Below are 16,856 nucleotides of genomic sequence, written 5' to 3' on the forward strand. Positions count from 1 at the left end.
GCCTTCGAGGGGTTCGAGGCGTTCGAGTCCGAGGCCCGCTCGCCCCCGACGGGGTCAGGGCATCTCGTCGGGGTCGCAGCTGGCCCTGCGCAGCCCGATCGTGCGCAGGGCCCGCATCAGGGCTTCGGAGTCTCCCTCGCGCACGACGTGGACGGCTCCTCGGCCGCGAGGACCGACACCGCGCGGGGCACGTGGGCTGCGGACGTCCGCAGCACCACCCCGCTCGGGGGGTCCAGGGCGCGCACCCCGTGGAACACGCGCAGGACGTCCGGGTCCGCGTCGAGACGGTCGATCCTGGCGGGCAGGGACAGGACGGTGATGTCGGGCAGCAGGACGCGGGCGTGCGCCAAGGCGACGGCGGCGTCGTGGGCATGCGAGACGACCCGGAAGTGCGGGTTGCGCTGGATGCCCGAGCGGAGCAGCTCCAGCTGCTCGCCGTCGGGCACGCCGACCACCAAAACGGTCATCACCTGTTCCATCATGCGTTCCGGTACGCCGCGAGGCGACCCGTGGCACGGAGACCGCGACGGGCCTCGCACCTCCCGCACCTCCCACGCCGGCCCGGGCGCGGTCTACGAGGCCGGGCACCGCGCGGGTACCAGCGGCCCGGGGTGCAATCCGCATGCGGGTCCCGTCCCACACCACGGTTTCCGCGGGCAGGATCAGCAGACCGGCCTCGCCGTCGGCCCAGGCCGCCCCGACGCGCCGCACCTGGACGGCGGCGCCCGCCGTGCCGGCCATGTAGACGGTCGGGTCGACCTCCCAGCCGCGCTCGGCGAGCCACTCCTCGAGCTGTGCCATGGCCGAAGAGGTGTCGCCCCGCGCGGCCACGCGTACGTGTTCTCGTTCTCGTTCTTCTCGTTCTCGTCGTCCATGCCCTGTCCCCCCGTTGTGGTCGGTCGTCCGACCACGAGCGATGTTCTCAGGTGGCACCGACGGCGGCCCCGCGATTTCACCCCCGTCCTGCCCGACCACCTGCCGACACAAGGGAGCATCTCCTGGGATTGAACGATTTTCTTGCCGAGTGCCCTGGGAAAGTCATCCCGGAAACGCCGAGTGTCACGGTTCCGATGTTTCCCCTCGGCTCGGTGCCGCCTCGCGTGTCGGCTCTGCTCGGCTATCGGGCCAGAGCGAAGGTCCCGGCGGCGACGGCTCCGCCCACCGCGGCGCCGACCAGGACTTGGGCGAGGGTGTGGTCCCTCAGCTCCACCCGGGACCAGCTGACGACGGCGACCAGGAGGGAGGCGAGGAGCACCCAGGGCCCGTAGGTCATGGCGAGCATGGCCACGCTTCCGCAGGACACGGCCGCGTGCACGCTGATCTTCCAGGCAGGGGTCACGGCGAGGAGGGCGGCCAGGGTGACCAGCATGGCCACGATCAGCGCGATCATCGTTCGGGGGGCACCGAAGGCCCACAGCAACAGGATGCCGGTGGCGACCGAGGCGACGACGAAGGCCATCACGATGATGCGCTGCTGCCCCTGGCCGACGTGCCGGTCGGCCCAGCGGCCGCGGCGGATGCCGTACGTGATGAAGGCCAGAGGGATGACCGCGGCGAACAGGCAGCCGAGCAGACCCCATCCGATGTCGGGCGAGGCGGCTGTCGTGCCAGCCGATGAGGAGGGTGTCGGCGATGATCCAGGTCTTGGGATCGAGCCCATCGGTGATCAGGCGAGCGGCCCGGGACTCGTTCCGGGACTCATGGGGCCGGGTGATCGTGGTCGTCACGCCGTGAGCCTCAGCTGCCGGTCAAGGAGCGGTCGAGGAGGGGCAGCAGGCGCTCCCAGTGGCGCTGCAGCGCGGAGGGGTTGAAGGCGTCGGTGTCGGACATGGTGAAGCCGTGGACGGTGCCGGGGTAGACCTCGCACGTGTAGCCGACACCTGCGGCATCCAGGGCCTGGGTCGAGCTCACCGATGGTCTCGGGCGACATGTCGTTCTCGGCGAGGCCGAGGTGGACCTGGGCGGTGAGCGCGGAGACGAGGCGGTGCGGGCTGTCGGGTGCGTCGGTGACCAGGGGGCTGGGGTGGAATCCGGCGACGGCGGCCACCTGGTCGGGGTGGGCCGCTGCGGTGCGCATCGCCAGCACGGCGCCCATGCAGTAGCCGATCACCGCGACCGGACCGGAGCTGACCTCGGGCTGGGTGGTGAGGAACCTGAGGTACGCGTCGGCGTCGCTGAGGGCACGTTCCGTGGTGTGCGCCTCGATCAACGGCATCAGCCGGGCGAAGACCGCGGGCCGGCTCTCGTTTCCGATGTGCTCGGGGAGTTCGATCACCGGTGCCGGGCCGTGCCGGTAGTAGAGGTGGGGGACGAGGACGTAGTACCCGTGCCCGGCCAGTTCGCGGGCCATCTCCCTCAGCACGGGCCGCACGCCGAACGCGTCCGTGTACAGCAGCACCCCCGGATGCCTCTCGCCACCGTCCGGGAAGGCGGCGAAGGCGTCGGCCCGGCCGTCCGTGGTGGGAATCTGCAGAGTCTTGGTGGGCAAGGTCTTCCTTCCTCGGGCTGCTGCCGGTGCACAGCCTCTCTCAGCGCGTACTCACCTCGGACGGTGCGGTTCCGGGTCCCGGGGAACGGCGGCGAACACCGGGCCACCGACGGCCCGCTCCAGACGGTATCGCCTGAGCGTCCGATCGAAGCGGGCCCGGCTGCCCGGCAGGGCTCCGCGGAAGTCGGCGATCAGCGCCTCGTCCGGCACCCGCGCGGCGAGCCCGGCGACCACCGGGTCCGTGCCGGGACGGCCGCGGAGGTCGGCCGCTGGGTGCAGCGGCAGGTCGGGGCCGTCCAGCTGCAGGAGGTCCCAGAAATCGTCGGCGTACGGCTGGACGCCGTCCTCGAAGCCCGTCTCGTCGACCAGTTCCTCCGCTGTCCCGATCAGCCGGTCGAGCCACTTCGGCAGCGAGTCGGCTTCCACGTACAGTCCGCCCCTCGCGGTACTGCATCAGCACCTGGCCCCACCGGCCGTCGGCTTCGATGTCGACCCAGGTGACGCCGCCACCGCCGTCGTCCGTGCCAGCCAGCCAGTGGGGGTGCGGGAGGCCGTGGTCGCCACCCTGACGGGGGTGGCCGGTCAGTACGAACTCCACCGGCGGCACCGCGAAGCCGCCGAGCCGGCCCAGCAGTTCACGAGCCTCGGCCGCACCGGGACGGGCCAGCTTGTCGAAGTCGGCAGCTGTCGCGCCGGGTTGTGCCGCGGGGTCGAACGGGACCCGGGCGGCCAGCACCCGAAGTCGCTGCACGAGGGCGTCACCGGAGATCATCCGACCACGCTACCGGAGCAGCGCCCGTTCGGCGGAGCCGATGCCGCTGTGGGGACCAAGGGCGAGCGGGTCGGTGAACACGGCTCGTCCTCTCCGTCCGCACCCGGCCTACCCACTCCGCCGACGGCCGCTGCCGCGCTCTCCTTCCGACGTCAGCGAGTCAGGCTCCTCCCCGGGGCCAGCGGGTCAGCGCCGCACCGGGGCCCCCACGGTCAGGGAGCTCGGGGCACGGGTCGGCTTCGCGGGAAGTTGGAGCGGGCGGCTGCCCGGGGTGATCGAGCCCAGGACGCGCGGGCCCGCGGCTCCGGTGCACCCGGGAGCGTTGCCCGGGAGGCCGTGCAGGGTGAGGTAGCCCAGCACGGCGAACGCGTAGCCCTCCTTGCCGCGGCGGCGGGCAGCCCGAGCGCCTCCGACGATGCAGCCCTCCGCGCCGCCCAATTCGGCGCGGAGCATCCCCGTCAGCGTCGGGTTGCGCACACCGCCTCCCGACGCGAAGACCTCCGTGGCTCCCAGCGGCCGCAGCGCGTCGGCGACGGTCCGGGCGGTGAGGCGCGTGAGCGTGGCGACCACGTCCTGCGGCGGGAGCTGTCCGAACCCCGTCAGCCGGGCGCGCAGGTATTCCTCGTGGAACAGCTCCTTGCCCGTGGTCCGCGGCGCGGGCAACCGGTAGTACGGCTCAGCGAGCAGGCACTCCAGCAGAGCATCGTGTACCCGTCCGGCGGCCCCGAGCGCGCCGTCCGCGTCGTACGCGAGCCGCCGCCGGTCAGCTCGCGCACCGCGCGTCGATCAGCGCGTTGCCCGGGCCCGTGTCGAACGCCATGGGGTCGCCGGTCCTCGGCACCACGGTGACGTTGGAGATCCCCCCGATGTTCAGGGCTGCCGGCACACCGGGCCGGCCGCGCAGCAGCATCAGGTCGATCAGGCTCACCAGCGGCGCTCCCTGCCCGCCGGCCGCGACGTCCCTCGGCCGGAAGCCGGAGACGACCGGGCAGCCGGTGGCCTCGGCGATCCAGGCCGGTTCGCCAAGCTGGAGGGTGCCGTGGACCCGCCCGTCCGCCGCCCAGTGGTACACGGTCTGCCCGTGCGACGCGATCAACTCAGCCCGTCCCCCGCACAGTTCACGGTCGGCCCGGACGGCGAGCCGCCCGAACGCCTGCCCGATGCGGGTGTCGAGTCGGCAGACGCCGGCGAGCGTGGTGGCCGAGGGGGGCAGGGCCGCGGCGAGCGCGGCCCGCAGGCCGTCCGGGTACGGCTCGCTCACCATGCCCAGCGGGGTGAGGTGGAGCGCGCCGTCCCCGGCCCGGTACTCGAGGTCGCAGGCCGCGGCGTCGACGGCGTCGTACGAGGTGCCCGACATCAGGCCGACGACCCTCATCGCAGGGGCTCCCGGTGGTCGTTCCCGCGCAGGGTCAGCAGCGCCAGTGAGCTGAGGGCACAGGCGCCGGCGGCGTAGTAGGCGGCGATGGCGGTGTCTCCTGTCCGGGCGGTCAATGCGGTGATGACGAGTCCCGCGCAGCCCGAGAACACCGCGTTGGCCAGGGCGTAGGCCAGCCCGAGCCCGGTGCAGCGGACGCGCCGCGGGAACATCTCGGCCAGCATGGCCGGCCCCGGTCCGGCCAGCAGGCCGACGAGCGCGCCCGCGGCCAGCACGGCCGCTGCCCGGGTCGGCGGGGACGCGTCGGCGGACTGGAGCACGTGCAGGAGGGGAAGGCGCATACGACGACGCCGAGCGCGCCGCCGAGCATGACCGGGCGCCGCCCGAACCGGTCGCTGAGCAGCCCTGCGGGCAGGATCGAGGCGGCGAAGCCCAGGTTGGCGAACGTGGTGGCCAGCAGGGCGTTGCGGAAGGAGGCGCCCAGCGTGGACTGGAGGTAGGAGGGCAGAACGACGAGGAAGGTGTACCCGGCGGCCGACCAGCCCATGATCCGCCCGATGCCGAGGAAGACGGCACGGACCTGTTCGCCTCTGTTGGGCGGCCCGCCGGAACCGTGGGCCCCGGACCCCGGCGCGGCCTCGCTTGCGGCCTTGGCCTTCGGGGGCGCCGCGGGTGGCTCCTCCAGCGCCGTACGCAGCCACAGCGCGACCATTCCGAGCGGCAGGGCCAGCAGGAACGGGACCCGCCACCCCCACGCGTACAGCGCCGGCTCGGGCAGGACCGTCGCGAGGGCGGCGGCCGTGCCGGCGCCGGCCAGCAGGCCGAGCGCGACGGTGAAGGACTGCCACGCGCCGTAGAGGCCCCGGCGGCCCGGCGGCGCGTTCTCCGTGATCACGGACACCGCGCCGCCGAACTCCCCGCCCGCGGAGAGTCCTTGCAAGACGCGCAGGAACGTGAGGAGCCAGGGGGCCGCCGGGCCGATGGCGGCCTGGGTGGGGAGGAGCCCGATCAGCGTGGTGGCGAGCGTCATGAGGCCGATGGTGACGACGAGGGTGGGACGGCGGCCGAGGCGGTCACCGAGACGCCCGAAGACCAGGGCGCCGACGGGCCGGAAGAAGAAGGCGAGCGCGAACGAGGCGTAGGTGGCGACCAGTGCCCCGGCACCACTCACGGCCCCAGCTCCTGTACCCGCGTGCGGGGTGAAGAAGTTGGCCGCGATGACGGTGGCGAAGCAGCCGTAGACGCCGAACTCGTACCACTCGACGAGATTGCCGGCCGAACCGGCCAGCAGGGCCCGGCGAGCGGCGGCGCGAGGCGGCGGCGCCGGGAGCAGGTCGGTCGAGGTCACCCGTGCTGCGTGCCCGCTCCGCGTCTTCCCGACGCCTCACGGGGGCACGGTTCAGCACATCGGCGGCAGGGCGCGCGCGCCCTGTGGCCCAGTGGCCCCCGTTGCGGTCCTGAGTACCCGGCGCCCCCCACGACAACGTCCGGAGGGCCCCGGGCCGTGCCGCGGTGGCTCGCGCGGATGACGCTGCGCGGTCGCGCGGTCCTACCGCCCCAACACCGGTTCCAGCGCCCGGCTCAGACGCTCCAGCCATTCCTCGGCCGTGCCCCGTACCTGTGGGTGGTTCGCGCGGAAGTCCTCCCAGTCCACGGACCACAGCGCCACTCGTCGAGGCGCAAGGCGTCTGCGGCCGCCGTGTCGCCCCGCCCGTCGCCGCCCGGCGCGTGGCGGAACACCTTGCGCAGCAGCTGTGGGGACAGCTTCGTGGCGTCCGCCTCCGCGAGGAGTACGGCGTCGTAGAGGTCCTTGGCCCGCGCCCGGCCCTCCGTGGCGCAATCGGCGTGGAGCCACAGCAGCTTCCAGGCGAGCGACAGTTCACGGCCTGCGGTACGCACGACGGTCGGACCCGTACCGTCACCACGGGGTATCGCCGTCAGGACGGGGGACTCCGGGAGCCACTCGTCGCGGGCGAAGTCCAGCCGTACCTCGCCGGGCGGGAGGCCTTCCGCCTTCCAGGGGATGGTCAGGCGTATGCCCGGCGTGTCGTACTCCGAGTAGGTCCAGGTGCCGTCGTCCCGGGCGGCGTCCGCCTCGAGCACCACCCCCGGCGCGGCCACCGGCCGCTCACGCACCAGGTCGAGCAGCGCTTCGTGCGGCGGGCAGTGGTCGGGCTCCGTTTCGACGACCCAGTGGAGCCCCTCGGGCGGTACCACGGGTCGAAGGCCCCTGGTGTCGAACTCCTCGAACTTCCAGATCTCGTACCGGTCGGCGCCGTCGGCCGCCTCCGGCCACTGCTGTACGTCCGACGGTTCCTCCACGTACGGATACGGGTGCTCGGGATCGACCGGGACCAGCAGGAGCCGGGGAACGATCCAGTCGAGGTCCGCCGGCTCCCGCGCGTCGGCGCCCACCCACGCCGGCATCACCATGCTCCCCCGCAGCACGAGGTCGTCGCCCAACGGGGACCCGACGACGAGACCGAGCAGGTGATCGAGCACGGCCCGGTGCATGATGCGCCACCGTTCGCCGTCCACGCCACAGGACACCGGAGGTCCGCCCGCCCGCCGGTCCGAACGAGTCTCGGACTCCCCCTCGACATGCCTCATTCCCGCCCCGCACTCGCCCGTCTGCTCACCGGTGACCGATAACCAACTGTATGGACCACCACTGACAGCGACCTGCGCAAGCGGCCGCATGCGGAGGGCGCGGACGGGCCCGACCGCGCCGCCCATGCGGACAGAACCGGTCAGGAAGCCGACAGCTGCGGGCGCCGCTCCGCCCACGGCCGGGCCGCCTCCAGTTGCGCTGCCACCCGGAGCACCGTCACCTCGTCGTCGCTGCGGCCCACCAGCTGCACGGCGAGCGGCAGCCCGTCCGCGCCGTGACCGGCCGGGACGGAGGCGGCCGGGTGGCCGGTGACGTTCCACAGCGCGGTGTAGGCGACCATCGGGCGCGAGCGCGCCAGCGCCGTCAGCAGTCCGGCGCCGTCCAACGCTCCCACCGCGCGTGGCGCGCGGCGATGACGGGGGTGAGCAGGAGGTCCATGGTGGTGAACATCCGGTCGACGCGCTCCGCCAGCCGCTCCCCGCCCGGATCCCGCGCTCCACGGCGGATCGGGGACCAGCCGGGCGAGCGCGGGAGGTGCTGCTGGGTGCGCCGTTCCAGCCGGTCGGGGCGCTCCGACGCGTCGGCCTCCGCCTGTACTCCGCCGCAGAACTGCGCGGCGAACGGGACCGTCGCGTCCGGGTAGCGCGGGTTGACCTCCCGTACGTCGTGGCCCAGTTCGCGCAGCGCCCGTACGGTCTCCAGCAGGGCCCCGACGTGTTCGGGATGCGGGCGCACCCCGGGCACGGCGGACTTGGCGGAGTAGCCGATGCGCAGCCGGCCGGGCGGGGTTTCCAGGGCTCGTACCCAGCCCTCGGTCGTGGGGCGGGCGCTCCAGCGGTCGGTGGCGGTGGTGCCGGCGAGGACGTCATAGAGCAGGGCGGCATCGCGCACGGTGGGTCAGTGGCCGCACGGTGCCGAGGGCGTACCAGAGGTGGGGGTTGGGGGCGGTGGAGACCCGGCCGCGCTGGGGCTTGAGGCCGAACAGCCCGCAGCAGGCGGCCGGGATGCGGATGGACCCGCCGCCGTCGCCGCCGAGCGCCGCCCCGACGAGTCCGGCCGCGACGGCGGCGGCGCTGCCGCCGCTGGAGCCGCCGGGGGTGCGGGTGGTGTCCCAGGGGTTGCGGGTGTGGCCGTGGGCTTCGGATTCGGTGTAGGGCCACTGGCCGAACTCGGGCATCGTCGTCTTGCCGATGATGACGGCTCCGGCGGCGCGCAGGCGGCGTACGGCCTCGGAATCTGCGGTCACGGGGGTGTGGTTGGCTGCGCCGCCGGAAGCCGGTCACCTGCCCGGCGACGTCCAGCTCGTCCTTGACGGCGATGGGCACGCCGTGGAGGGGGCCGTCCGCCTTCCTCGTCCCGGGCGTCGGCCTCGGCGAGGGCCGCTGGCGAGGACGACGCGGAAGGCTCCGAGGGCGGGATCGAGCCGGGTGATGCGGCGCAGCGCGGCCTCGACGAGGGCGCGGGAGGTGATCTTCCCGGTGCGCACCAGCTCGGCCTGCCGCTCGACGCCCTGGAATATCAACTCCGCGTCCTCCCGGTCGCGTTCCCCGCCCCGTGCGCCGTCGCTGTCCATGGCCACCCCTTCCGCGTACCTGTCGGTAACTCCGGGCAAGGCTCGCTCCCCACCGCGTGTCCGTCAAGCACCCCGCGGCGGCCATCACCCCGGCTGTTCGGGGGACCTGCGGGCCGCCCCGGCGCTTCTGCCACCCGGAGCGGGCATCCCTTCACGAAACGAAAGGGAGACACGATGCCGCTCTACCTGTCGAGGTTCAGCTACACACCGGAGACGTGGGCGAGGCTGATCGGCCACCCCGAGGACCGCGCGAAGGCCGCCCGGTCGTACATCGAGTCCGTCGGTGGAAAGCTCCACGGATTCTGGTACGCCTTCGGCACGCACGACGGCTACAACCTGTGGGAAGCCCCGGACAACGTGTCCATGGCCGCGGTCGCACTGGCGATCAGTGGAGGCGGCGCGCTCAGTTCGTTCGAGACGACCGTCCTGCTGACCGTCGACGGCAAACGCTGGAGGCCCTGAGCAGGGTCGAGCAGGTCCGGTATCGTGGCCTCCTGGCGTGTGAGCGCACGGGCGGTCACGCCGAAGGCCGTGGCGCGCACGTGCCCGGAGCGCGGTCACTCGCCCGTGTGGCGCCCGTGTGCGCGCCGGGCGCGGTCACTCGCCCGTGTGCGTGCCACTGGGGGGACCACGGGGCGCGGACGCACTGCCATTCCGGCGGTGCGGGAGTCGCCCTTGCCGGGACGGTCCTTCCCGCTTGCCGTGCTTACCTCACCCCACTTATCGTGCTTGTCCTTGCCGCACTTGCCGGAACGATCCTTACCGGACCCGTGGTGGTCATCTCCGCCACGACCGTGAGCGCCGACGCCGGAGCAGCGGCGAAGGCCGTCGTGGGCACCAGCACGCCTCCCGCGGCGATCGCGGTCGAGGCGGCAAGCAAGACGAGACGTCGCGTTCGAAAGATGCGGATCAAGACCGTTCTCCTTTGGCTTGAAAGAGGGGGAAGGCGTTTCCCGTTCCATTACGCCCCGGCGCTCACCTCGGGTCACGTCCCTCCATCACGTGGCTTGACGGACAACGGCGGCCCCGCTAGACGGCCGGGTACAAGGCGTAACGCGTAGGTCCGGGGCAGCCCGGGACCGGCAACAGCCCGGGGAGCGGGCCACTGCAGACAATCCCCCGCACGGGTGAGCAGACCTGTTCGAGCGAGTTTCAGCGCCGTCGCCCCAGACCCGCCAAGGCCCCTGGCCTGGGCCAGAACATGCGTTCCCACATTGCCCCCGGACGGGCCGTGACGGGCTCGATTCAGGGCCGTTCTTAGAGCACCAGTACCAACCCTGCGTCCATCCGGAGGATGTCGTGAATCCCGTGCCCGCCCACCGCGTGACCCCCTCGCTTTTCGAACACGGCCCACTCTCCCCTTGCCCCCGGCCGGCACCGCGGCGCCGCGTTGACGCGCCTGCCGGCCGCCGTGGGTCACGACCGGATACGAGGTGGGCGGCGTGAGCGAGAAGAGCACGTCCGGTTCCGGCGGCGCCCGGTTATCGGAGTCGGAGCGGCTCCTGTTCGGCGGCGAGCTCGCGTACGACATCGGCTGGGACCGGCACGAGGGCGCCTGGCTCAAGCTCGGCCTGTGGACGATGGCGAAGGGTCTCCCCCGCCTCGTCGGCACGGGCGTGCGGCTCGCGCACCTCGCGGACGCCCACGCCCTGCGGGTCGTCCTCGGCTCCGAGATCAGCCGCGGGATCACCCAGGCAGTCGGCCTGGTCGCGGTCAACGGCGTACTCGGGCACCTCCTCACGGACGGCACCACCAAGGAGCGGCTGGCCGGGGCGGTGCCCGCGCTCGTCGTCGTGGCCCTGACGGCGCTGCTCGGATCGCTCCTGCGGTCCGCGTCCACGGCGGCCACCGGCACGCTGGAGCCCAAGGTGCAGCGGGTGGCGACCGAGCGCTACCTGGGGCTGGTGCACCGGGTCGAGCTCGCGGCCGTCGAGGACGACGAGTTCCACCGGCTGCTGGACGCCGCCCGCTACGGGGCCGACTCCGCCCGGCGCATGATCCGCTACTGCACGAGCACGCTGAACTCCGCGATCTCCCTGATCGCCGCGGCCGGTGTCCTCACCATCCTGCACCCGGTCCTGCTGCCGCTGCTGGTGCTGATGACCCTGCCGAGCGCGTGGAGTTCGCTGACCATCTCCAAGCAGCGGTACATCTCGTTCCACACCTTCGTCCAGCACGCGCGGGCCGGGCATCTGCTGGGGCAGCTGCTGACCCAGCAGGAGGCCGCGGCGGAGGTCCGCGTCCACGACGTCGGCCCGTTCCTCCTCGGGCACTTCCGGGAACATGGCCGAGACCAGCGAGCGCGAGCAGACCCGGCTGGCCCGGCGGGCCGCGCGGATCGGGCTGGTCGCCGACGGCGCCGGCAGGCGTCGCCACCCTCGCCACCTACGGTGCGCTCGGGCTGCTGCTGTGGGGCGGGGCCAGGCGAGCTGGCCGTGGCGGGCACGGCCGTGCTGGCGATCCGTACGGGCGCCTCCAGCCTGGACTCCTGGTGCTGCACATCACCGACCTGCACCAGGAGAGCCTCTTCGTCGCCGACTACGAGCGGCTGTGCCGGGAGGCCGAGGCGCGCGCCGTTCCGTCCGGCTGGGAGCCGCTGCCCGAGCGGCTGCGGGAGGTCCACTTCGAGAAGGTCACCTTCACCTACCCCGGCAGCGACGGCGAGCAGCCGGAGCCGACGCTGCGGGAGGTCAGCCTGTCCTTCCCCATGGGAAAGATCATCGCGCTGGTCGGTGAGAACGGCTCGGGCAAGTCCACCCTGGTCAAGCTGCTGGCCGGGCTGTACCTGCCGGACGAGGGCGGCGGGACGATCCGGTGGGACGACGTCGATGCCCGAACGGCGGACCGCAGGCAGGTGTTCTCCCGGGTCGCGCTGATGTCGCAGAACTTCTTCCACTGGCCGTTCACCTTCCGCGTCAACGTGGCCATCGGCGAGGCCGACCGGCCGATCGACGACCGCGCGGTGGAGGAGGCGGCCGACTACTCCGGGGCCGACGAGGTCCTGGCCGGCCTGCCGCGCGGGCTCGGCACGCTCTTGGCGCGCGGCTACCGGGGCGGGCACCAGATCTCCGGCGGCCAGTGGCAGCGCGTCGGGATCGCCCGCGCGAAGTACCGCAAGGCCGAGATCCTGATCGTGGACGAGCCCACGAGCGCGCTGGACGCCGTCGCCGAGCAGCGGGTCTTCGACCAGATCCGGGCCCTGGCCGCGAGCACCGGGCAGACCATCGTCCTGATCACCCACCGCCTGCACTCCGTACGCCACGCCGACCTGATCCACGTCCTGAAGGAGGGCCGGGTCGCGGAGTCGGGGACCTTCACCGAGCTGATGGACGAGAAGACCGGCACCGGGGACTTCCGCGACGCCTACCTCGTCCAGGCCGCCGCGTTCGACGCCCCGCTCCCGGCGCAGCCCGGCGGCGACCACGACGCGCTGCCCGCCGAGGACCGCGCATGACCCTGCCGACGCGGTGCTGTTGCCCGCCGCCTTGCCGCGCTGTTCCCTGCCGCCGGACCCTGGTCGCGGGGTTCACCACGTGCGCGGTGACGGGTGTGCCGCTGCTGCTCGCCCGCCCCGGTGCCGGCTGGCTGGCCGTTCTCGCCCTGGCCGGCGCCTGCCGAGTTGGCGGCCGCCGCCGTGGCGCGGTACGACCCAGGAGGTCGCTGCGCCAGCGAGATCTGCCCGCCGGAGCTGCAGTCGCGGGCGCAGCAGACCTCCACCTGGCTGGTATCCGGGAGCAAGCCCTTCGCCGCCCTGACCGGACGGCGGGCTGGCCACCGCGTGCGGAGTCCACGCGGCCCTGCTCGCCGGGACGCTGCTGCTCCTGGTACCGGTGGCCGTGCTGTGGCGCTCGCCCGTGCGGCGCATGGCCGCCATGCCCGTCGCCGCCCCGGCCGTCGGTGACGTCGGTGGCGTCGGTGGCGTCGTAGGGGAAACCGGTCGCCCGCCGACAGGCCTGGAAAGCCCGGCCCGTGACACCCCCACCGCCCCGAACGTTCCGAACATCCTGCCGTCATCCGCTTCCGCCCTGAACTGCGAGGCAACCTTGCCACCCACCCGCTCCCACATCCGCGACCTCGTCACCGCCTACCTGGGTCGCCACCCCGCCGAAGTAGAGTCTCTGGCACCGCTGTTGCACGCGCTGGAGGACGGCGGCGCCGATCCCACGAGCCGCTCCACCCTGCCGGGCCACGTCACCTGCAGCTCCGTCGTCATCGACCGGGACTGCCGCGTCCTGCACATCCATCACAAGGCCACCGGCAAGTCCCTCGCGCCCGGAGGGCACGTCGAGGAGGGCGACCGCACGCTGCTGGAAGCGGCGCTGCGCGAGGTCCACGAGGAGGCCGGTATCCCGCCCGGCGCCCTGTGCACCACCGTCGCGTACGGGAGGGCGCCCTTCGACATCGACGTCCATGACATCGACGCCAACCCCGTCAAGGACGAATCCGGTCACCAGCACTACGACTTCCGGTTCGTGTTCTGCCTCGCCGACACCGACGCCGAGGTCTCCCCGCAGCCCGACGAGGTGTCGGGAGCGGAGTGGCGTCCCTTCGAGGAGGTGGCGTCGCCGTCCCTGCGGGCCAAGCTCCTCGCATCCGCTCTCGACGGCCGGGTCGAACCGGTGAACGCGTCGGCGTTGATCCACGACGATCAGGGCCGCTACCTGCTCCATCTGCGGGACGACGTGCCCGGGATCTGGGAGCCGGGGGCCTGGGCCCTGCTGGGCGGTGGCCGCGAGCCGGAGGACGCCTCGCTGGAGGCGACGGTGCGGCGGGAACTGCGGGAGGAAGCCGGACTCGCGCTGCCCGTACTGGAGCCCTTCGCCGTGGAGTTGGCCACCGGCACCGACGGCATGGCCGTACCGGTCCAGATCTTGGCGGGCCGGTGGAACGGCGACCCGGCCGAACTCCCGCTCACCGAAGGCGTCATGCTGGCCTGGTTCCACCCGGCGACGATGCCCCGCCTGCGGCTGAGCCCCTCCACCCTGGATCTGGTGCGGCGGCACGCGGCAGCTGCGCCGCCCAAGCCCGCTTCCCGTGCCGGGGAGGTGGTGCGGCGGTCACCAACGGCCGTGCCGGAACAGCGCCCCGGGCGACAGGCCGGCAGCGGAAGCGTTCCCCACGTCGTCGGCGTCCACCTCTACCTGGAGCGCGACGGCCGGGTGCTGCTCGGACTGCGGCACCCCGACTCCGCGTTCGCGGGTTCCACGCACCACTTCCTCGCCGGGCACTGCGAGCAGGAATCGGCCGTGAGCTGCCTGGTGAGGGAAGCGGAGGAAGAGGCGGGCCTGATCATCGACCCGGACGACGTGGAACTGGCCCACCTCGTCCACCTCGTGGACGAGCCGGGCGGACAGCCGCGGGTGGGGCTGGTCTTCCGCGCCCGGCGGTGGCAGGGCACGCCCGAGGTACGCGAGCCCGACCGCTGCGTGTCCTGGGGCTGGTGGCCCGCCGACGCCCTCCCCCACCCCGTCGTCCCCTACACCCGGGCCGCCGTCGAGGGCATCCGGGCCGGCCGCCTGTACACCGAACTCGGCTGGACCTGACCCTGGCACCCGCCCCCTCTCCCCATCTCCCCTCTCCCCATCTCCACTAAAAGGAGTCGTACGTGGCCGATCCCACCGTGCCGCCGCCGCCCGCCCGCGCCAGAACCACACCCGAGGACGGCCCCGCCGTGGCCCGCGCGGAGCTGGTCGCCCGACTGGAGGCCGACGGGGCCCTGGGGCCCGGCCCTGTCCGCGACGCCTTACTCGGGCTGCGCCGCGAGGTGTTGATGCCGCAGGCGTACGTACGGCGCAGCAAGCCGGACGAGACTCCGCTGCGCTGGGACCTCCTCGACTGGGCGGTGGCGGCGGACCGGGAGGAGCTGCTAGGGCTGCTGTACGGCGGGCAGAGCGTGTCGGTCCAGCACGAGGGCGAGCCGATCCTGGGCCGGGTGCCGGGCCCGCGCTCGGGCGGATCGATGACCGCGATGTCCAGCACGGTGGGGATGACCGCCGGGCTGCTCCAGCGGCTGGACCTGAGGCCGGGGCAGCGCGTCCTGGACATCGGCACCGGCGCCGGGGTGTCCGCGGCCGTGGCGTGCGCGGTCGCCGGAGATGCCGGGGTGGTGACCGTGGACCGGAACCCGCACGTCACCGCTGCCGCCCGCGAGCGGCTGGCCGCCCTCGGCTACCGGCCGACGGCCGCGACGGGCGATGGTCAGCACGGATGGCCCGCGCAACGCGCCTACGACCGGACCTTCGTCTCCTACGCCGTCACCCGCGTGCCCCTGGCCTGGCCGGAGCAGTTGGCACCGGGCGGGCTCGCCCTGGCCACCCTGTCGACCTCCTCCCCGTCCTGGCCGGGCCTCGCGGTCATCGCCAGGACCGGGGCCGGACGGCTGGAGGCACGCGTGGAAGCGGTGGAACTCGGACACCGTCCGGCACACGGCGGGAAGCAGATCTTCCTGAACGCCCGCTTCCGGAAGCGGATCGACGCCGGTGCCGTCGACGGCGAGAGCACGCACACGACCCGCACGGGCCCGCCCCCGAGCGGGGCGCGTGGGATGTGGCTGGCGCTGGACCACCTCCATCCCGGGCTGGTGCGGGACTGGAGTGCCGACCGCCTGGTCATCGGTGCGCCCGCGTGCGGGTCCTGGGTCACCGCCGGCCCCGACGGCGCCGGAGGGTGGACCGTCACCGCCCACGGGCCGCGGGAGATCTGGACGGAGATCCAGGAAACCGCCGCCCGCTGGCAGGCCGCCGGATCCCCGGCCTCCTACCGTCTGCACCTCGAACCCGACGAAGACCAGTGGGTCAGCGCCGGGACGGGACCGGCGGAGCTGTCCTGGCCCCTGACGATCACCCCCGATCCGGTACCGGCTCGACAAGCCGACAGCCCGTACTCGCACCCGCACCCGCACCCGTACCCGGACCCGGACGCGGACCCGGACCCGGACCATCACGCGACCCAGGAGAAGACCACATGACCACGCTCCCCGCCTCCGCACCACGCACCGGAGGCTGCCTGTGCGGCGCGATCCGTTTCACGGTCACCGGACCACCGGACTACCCGCACACCTGCGCCCTAGACGACGGGGCGACCCGCGTCGCGATCACGCTCTCCGGGCTGGGGAACCCGCCCGACCTGGTCCCCGTCAACCAGAGCCACCGCGACAGCGCCGTCCCCTGGCCGGCCCAGGTCTCCGACACCCGCCACCGACCCGGGCCGCCCGACGAGGTGGTCGGGTTCCCGGCCACGACTCCGGCCGGGGTGGCCGAACCCACGCGCCGTCCCGGGACCGCGCGGTGAGCGGCGGCGCCCGGCATTCCGTGCCGGTCGACGTCCACCTCATCCTGCGCCGCGACGGCGAGTCCGGCCCCGAGGTGCTGCTGTCCCGCCGTGCCGGGCCGGTGTACGCGTCCGGGCTGTGGCACCTGCCGTCCGGGCACCTCGACGCGGGCGAGGACATGGTCGAGGCGGTGATCCGGGAGGCCCGCGAGGAGACCGGCGCCCTCATCGACAGCGAGGACGTGACCGTGGCCGTCACCGTCCACCACCGCCCTCCCGTGGGCACCGGTTCGCGCATCGGCGTCTTCTTCGAGGTGCGGCGGTGGTCGGGCGAGCCCCACGTGAGGGAGCCGGACCGATGCGACGCCATGGGCTGGTACCCGCCGCACGCGCTGCCGGACCCGATGGTGGCGTACTGCCGGTCCGGCCTGGACGCCTACCGCGCCGGGCTGCCCGCCGCCGTGCACTTCCAGCAGCCCGGCGACCGGATCCACCACACCGCGGGCGCCCCCGACCGCACCCGTCTCCTGCCCGGTCCGTCCCGGGGCGGGCGGAGTTGACGTACCGACCGCGGGAGTGCGCCGAACAGCCCGTCGGCCGGGACACCGCATCGTCCACCGGCCCGGAAGACCAGTCGAGGAGCAACGGCGTGGGACATGTCGTCCGCGAGAGGTGGCAGCGGTGTTACGCCGACGGAAGGGGTTTCCGGCAACTGGGGGATGTCGAGCGGTCGCTGCTCGCCGAGCACGTCCCCGCGCCGGACTGCGG

General features: G+C 73.4%; 13 protein-coding genes and 4 pseudogenes. 6 read left to right on the forward strand and 11 right to left on the reverse strand.

Annotation, left to right across the window (positions count from 1 at the left end):
* Positions 1-116: 116 nt before the first annotated feature.
* The 11 genes and pseudogenes from OG534_RS00325 to OG534_RS00375 all read right to left on the reverse strand — a co-directional run bounded on the left by OG534_RS00325 (position 117) and on the right by OG534_RS00375 (position 8,819).
* Complete coding sequence (locus OG534_RS00325; RefSeq protein WP_326586054.1) at positions 117-467, reverse strand: hypothetical protein; 351 nt, start codon at positions 465-467, stop codon at positions 117-119.
* A 650-nt stretch (positions 468-1,117) separates the two neighbouring features.
* Positions 1,118-1,660: a hypothetical protein gene (locus OG534_RS00330; protein ID WP_326586055.1), complete on the reverse strand. Its 543-nt coding sequence runs from the start codon at positions 1,658-1,660 to the stop codon at positions 1,118-1,120.
* A 77-nt stretch (positions 1,661-1,737) separates the two neighbouring features.
* Positions 1,738-2,488, reverse strand: a pseudogene (locus OG534_RS00335) (dienelactone hydrolase family protein).
* A gap of 51 nt (positions 2,489-2,539) precedes the next feature.
* The gene (locus tag OG534_RS00340; RefSeq protein ID WP_326586056.1) at positions 2,540-2,914 is read right to left on the reverse strand and encodes a hypothetical protein; all 375 of its coding nucleotides are present in this window, start codon (positions 2,912-2,914) and stop codon (positions 2,540-2,542) included.
* A gap of 532 nt (positions 2,915-3,446) precedes the next feature.
* Positions 3,447-3,959, reverse strand: a complete 513-nt coding sequence (locus OG534_RS38525) for an anhydro-N-acetylmuramic acid kinase (protein ID WP_442807197.1) — start codon at positions 3,957-3,959, stop codon at positions 3,447-3,449.
* Positions 3,960-4,023: 64 nt separating this feature from the next.
* Entirely contained in the window at positions 4,024-4,635 is a 612-nt protein-coding gene (locus tag OG534_RS38530) for an anhydro-N-acetylmuramic acid kinase (RefSeq protein ID WP_442807012.1), read from the reverse strand.
* Positions 4,632-5,983 (reverse strand): annotated as a pseudogene (locus tag OG534_RS00350) (MFS transporter). Before OG534_RS00350 ends, OG534_RS38530 begins: the two are co-directional and overlap by 4 nt.
* 233 nt (positions 5,984-6,216) lie before the next feature.
* Positions 6,217-7,173, reverse strand: coding sequence for a nucleotidyl transferase AbiEii/AbiGii toxin family protein (locus OG534_RS00355; protein WP_326586057.1), 957 nt, complete (start codon positions 7,171-7,173; stop codon positions 6,217-6,219).
* 212 nt (positions 7,174-7,385) lie between these two features.
* Positions 7,386-7,631 carry an amidase family protein gene (locus OG534_RS00360; protein ID WP_326586058.1) on the reverse strand — a complete coding sequence of 82 codons (246 nt, stop codon included), beginning with the start codon at positions 7,629-7,631 and terminating at the stop codon, positions 7,386-7,388.
* A pseudogene (locus tag OG534_RS38535) lies at positions 7,610-8,492 on the reverse strand (amidase family protein). Before OG534_RS38535 ends, OG534_RS00360 begins: the two are co-directional and overlap by 22 nt.
* Positions 8,493-8,525: 33 nt before the next feature.
* Positions 8,526-8,819, reverse strand: a complete 294-nt coding sequence (locus OG534_RS00375) for a hypothetical protein (protein WP_326586061.1) — start codon at positions 8,817-8,819, stop codon at positions 8,526-8,528.
* 174 nt (positions 8,820-8,993) lie between these two features.
* Here OG534_RS00375 and OG534_RS00380 point away from each other — a divergent pair, with 174 nt between their 5' ends.
* The 6 genes and pseudogenes from OG534_RS00380 to OG534_RS00405 all read left to right on the forward strand — a co-directional run bounded on the left by OG534_RS00380 (position 8,994) and on the right by OG534_RS00405 (position 16,648).
* The gene (locus OG534_RS00380) at positions 8,994-9,281 is read left to right on the forward strand and encodes a GYD domain-containing protein (protein WP_326586062.1); all 288 of its coding nucleotides are present in this window, start codon (positions 8,994-8,996) and stop codon (positions 9,279-9,281) included.
* Positions 9,282-10,348: 1,067 nt separating this feature from the next.
* Positions 10,349-12,273: pseudogene (locus OG534_RS00385) on the forward strand (ATP-binding cassette domain-containing protein).
* Between the two features lie 409 nt (positions 12,274-12,682).
* Positions 12,683-14,362 (forward strand): NUDIX domain-containing protein, encoded by a 1,680-nt coding sequence (locus tag OG534_RS00390; RefSeq protein ID WP_326586063.1) that lies wholly within the window; start codon positions 12,683-12,685, stop codon positions 14,360-14,362.
* Positions 14,363-14,424: 62 nt separating this feature from the next.
* Complete coding sequence (locus tag OG534_RS00395; protein WP_326586064.1) at positions 14,425-15,786, forward strand: methyltransferase; 1,362 nt, start codon at positions 14,425-14,427, stop codon at positions 15,784-15,786.
* Complete coding sequence (locus OG534_RS00400; protein ID WP_326586065.1) at positions 15,783-16,109, forward strand: hypothetical protein; 327 nt, start codon at positions 15,783-15,785, stop codon at positions 16,107-16,109. Before OG534_RS00395 ends, OG534_RS00400 begins: the two co-directional genes overlap by 4 nt.
* Positions 16,106-16,648 (forward strand): NUDIX hydrolase, encoded by a 543-nt coding sequence (locus OG534_RS00405; protein WP_326586066.1) that lies wholly within the window; start codon positions 16,106-16,108, stop codon positions 16,646-16,648. Before OG534_RS00400 ends, OG534_RS00405 begins: the two co-directional genes overlap by 4 nt.
* Positions 16,649-16,856: the final 208 nt, after the last annotated feature.

This window comes from Streptomyces sp. NBC_01294 (assembly GCF_035917235.1).
Classification (GTDB): domain Bacteria; phylum Actinomycetota; class Actinomycetes; order Streptomycetales; family Streptomycetaceae; genus Streptomyces; species Streptomyces caledonius.